This is a genomic window from Syntrophales bacterium, assembly GCA_030655775.1.
GTDB lineage: Bacteria > Desulfobacterota > Syntrophia > Syntrophales > JADFWA01 > JAUSPI01.
Genome location: JAUSPI010000097.1, coordinates 1 through 3,430, shown reverse-complemented (window position 1 = coordinate 3,430; position 3,430 = coordinate 1). Strand labels below are relative to the sequence as shown.

3 protein-coding genes are annotated in these 3,430 nt (G+C 45.5%); all 3 read right to left on the bottom strand.

Annotated features, from left to right (window positions below):
- Positions 1 to 636: HAMP domain-containing protein (locus Q7J27_05005; protein MDO9528504.1), on the bottom strand; the 636-nt coding region annotated here is incomplete at its 3' end.
- Between the two features lie 130 nt (positions 637 to 766).
- On the bottom strand, positions 767 to 2,161 hold the full coding sequence (locus tag Q7J27_05000) for an FIST N-terminal domain-containing protein (GenBank protein MDO9528503.1): 1,395 nt from the start codon (positions 2,159 to 2,161) through the stop codon (positions 767 to 769).
- Between the two features lie 222 nt (positions 2,162 to 2,383).
- On the bottom strand, positions 2,384 to 3,430 hold a 1,047-nt coding region (locus Q7J27_04995; GenBank protein ID MDO9528502.1), incomplete at its 5' end, for a PAS domain S-box protein.

Sequence of the window (3,430 nt, the reverse complement as noted above, 5' to 3'; positions counted from 1 at the left end):
TGAGAGAGCCAACGTTCCTAATTCGTCTTGCGTTTTGATTTGAACCCTGTGATCAAGGCCTCCTTTTGATATGATTTCGGTGGCTTCCACCAGTTGTTTTATCGGTCCGGTGAATCCCCTAGCCAAATAAAATGAGAGTATAATCGCAATGATAATTATCACGCTGAAATAGCCGAGACCCGTCAAAACAATAGTCGTTGTCGCTTCGTTGACAGATTTTAAAGAGATGCCCAGACAAAGCGCCCATGTTTCCTCAGGAACCCCAATGTCAAGTGGTTGGATGATCAACTTAATCCCTTCATCTGTCCTAAAGTAGATGTAATCCTCAACAACGGTCTCATTCACATCGAGAGAGACATCGTTGATTATCATCCCCCACATATCCGCATCATCAGCCAGATATATCTCTCCGTCAGGGTTGACTATCCACCAAAAAAGGACATCCTCAGATTCGTTGACTTGTTTAAGTGTCCTAAAGGGCCATGTTTGTGTAATATAGCCTGCTTCGATGCTCTGGGCCGCTATCTGAGCAAGCCTTTTATTTTCGTCGATAAGATGCATTTCTATATGTTGAGTCTCTTCTTTTATGGCCATACCCAGAACAAGTGCTCCGGAAAACACGGATAAAAGCACCATTATTAGGGTAAGCCTAACCAATATGCTTTTCCTCTGCATTTTTCTCGTTTGTCTCTTCACATCTTTACCGTCCTATGACCCTATTTGACGTATCTCTCCTCGGAGCACGATATCCACCCGCTTTGTGGCATTAATCTCCTTCGTGATTATCAGTGAAGACGATCATCGAGTTCACAAGGTTCCCATGACAATTGCCAACTCCTACGATGTAGCCCTGCTCGCCAAAAGTGAAGGTGCCTATGAAAGGCGCATCCCCGATCACGCTCCCGACCAATGAGGGCATCTTAGGCATTTCGTCCTCAGGAATAGAAAGCATGGTCCCGGCACAAAAAGTATAGATTCCAAAAACCACATCATCCTCAGAAATATTATTGCTTTCCAAGGCTTTGGAAGGCGTGGTCAGAGCCCGGTTCAGAAGTAATTCCCAATCCCCATGCATGAGCATAAGCTCGTCACCATCCTCTACATTGGCAAATACTGAGAGGGAATGGTCTGTCGCATTGATGCTTAACGGATGGATAGATAGGGAATATTCCTCCTCCTCTCCATTTATCACCTTTGCCAGGGGATAGATGGTCGTTTTAGAGAGCACGCTTCCCCCATTATCGAGTTCTTCGCTCACAAGCCCGCCTGTCCATTCGTTGTAGACCTCCGCGGCTGGTCGGCCGTCGATTTCATAGATGACCCTTCCCTCAGCCCTTGTGACCTCGCCCCTATTTTCGGTCCTCAGATACCCCGCCTCAAACGCCCAGCCGATCTTCAAATCGGTGTAAATCGCCGTTAGACTTATGCCATTACTGTACACATTATCATTGGCGAATTGCCTCCATTGTCCTGTTATGTCGTTATCCCCTGAACTGCCTCCGATTACTGGGATGTCGTTGCCTATGATATCGTTGATACCAAGGAGTAATTCTTCCTCTTCCCCAGGTGCCGCTGTCATTAAAACCAGTTTGGGCAATCCGTCTTTTCCTGTTGCCTCAATAGCTGCTTGAACGGCAGCTTTGCCTGCCTCTCTAGCAGAGGTGAAATCTTCTATGTCAGCACCTCCAACACCAAATGTAATGTTTTGGGAAGAGACAGCCAACAAAGCCAACGAGCCAACTTCACCAACGTGAAGACCATCTGCGGTCTGGACACTCAGGCACGAGGTGCCCCCGTATATCGAGGTATTTGGCAGGCATTTTCTCACCTCGTTAAGAATCTCGGCCGGATCATAGCCTACAGTGGAAAAGAGAAGTGCAAACTCAGGGGTATTGTCCCCCAACTGCGCCTTCACTGAGGACACGGCTTCCTCCACGGCCTCACTTTCTTCATTTTTAACGCTCCAACCATAGCCTACTTGCACTTTCTTTGTCTCTTCATCGGACCCCTCAATCTGTGGTATTATTGGTAAGGTCCCTTTTTCCGTGGTCGTATAGACAGCCCAGGTTCCTGCTCCGATAAGGGCGACCACGATAATTCCTATCACTACTTTTTGGATACTTGATAGTTGCAATTTCTGTCGTATATAAGATAATTTCATTTTAGCTACCTCCTAGTTTTCATATTTTTATTTAAGATATCAACCCCCCTTTGCTGAACGAAAATATAGTCTTTCTGTCCTGATTATCGATATTGATAACATATAACGGCGTCTATTTGGAGTATAGAAACGCGGTAGAGCGTAGAAATCCACCAGCCCCCATCCTACACGGCATTCCATTATTTTCTTGCAAACCGTAACCCAATACATGTGTCCGTCTCTTTATTTGTTTATACCCCCGCCCTCATAAGGTTCATCTACGATCTTATAGCGGGGTTCCTCCCCCAATTTCTCGAGAAGGGCATTTTTCTCCTTCTTCAACTCCACCATCTTCAACTCTCTTCCCACAGCCAATTTGTTAAATCTTTCCAATTCCTTATTTTTCTTTGTGAGGCTCTCCTCTGCCTGCTTGCGCTCTATAGCACTGGCGATTTGAGACGAGATAAAGTTTAGGAACTTCAAGTCATTATGAGTGTAAGCGGTGTGGCTCGTGTCGCTTTGAACGGCCACCACACCGATTATACTATCCTTGCTTCTCAGCGGCACCCCGAGCCAGATCAATGGAAGCTCCCCGATAAGCTCGATTTCACCATTTTCAATCAGCTGCATGATTTCGTCATCGTGGACGAGGAGTCCGCTGTCGCGTTTGATCACATACTCAGTAAGGCCATTGCCGAATTTTCGTCCTGGGGCAGAGAAATCCTCAGACTCGGTTTCGTCAACAAAATAAGGGAATGTAAGGAAATCACTATGTGCATCATAAAACGCAATGTAGAAATTCTTCGTATCCATGATTTCGCCAATCTCCTGACGAATGTACTTCAAAAGTGCTCCAAGGTTGGTGCTTTTATTTGTCGCCACGGCGATTTTGTAGGCAATATTCTGACGCAATTCTGCCTTCTTGCGCTCGGTGATGTCCCTGCTTACGCCCTGGATACCGATTGGCTCACCATTCGAGTCAAAGATTACTTTGGCTGAAACTTCAGTAAGTACGGTTGTACCGTCCTTGCAGGGCTGTTTTATTTCCAAGATTCTGTGTATGCTTTCCTTATCTCCAGAACTTAATGATTGTAATACTTTTGCTATTTCGGCCTCGAATATTTTCTTGCTTTCTGGCATAAGAATTTCGTCCAGTGACTGTTTTATTGATTCTTCCGGCGTGAAACCTCTAAGTTTTTCTATGGATGGACTCACATAAGTCAATTTTCCATCGAAGTTCATTGTCCAGATAACATCTGACGAATTTTCCGATAGAAGGCGGTATTTCTG

What these genes read in the sequence shown, in the direction of transcription:
- Q7J27_05000 (MDO9528503.1), bottom strand. Translation starts at nt 2,161, where the DNA reads ATGAAATTATCTTATATACGACAGAAATTGCAACTATCAAGTATCCAA.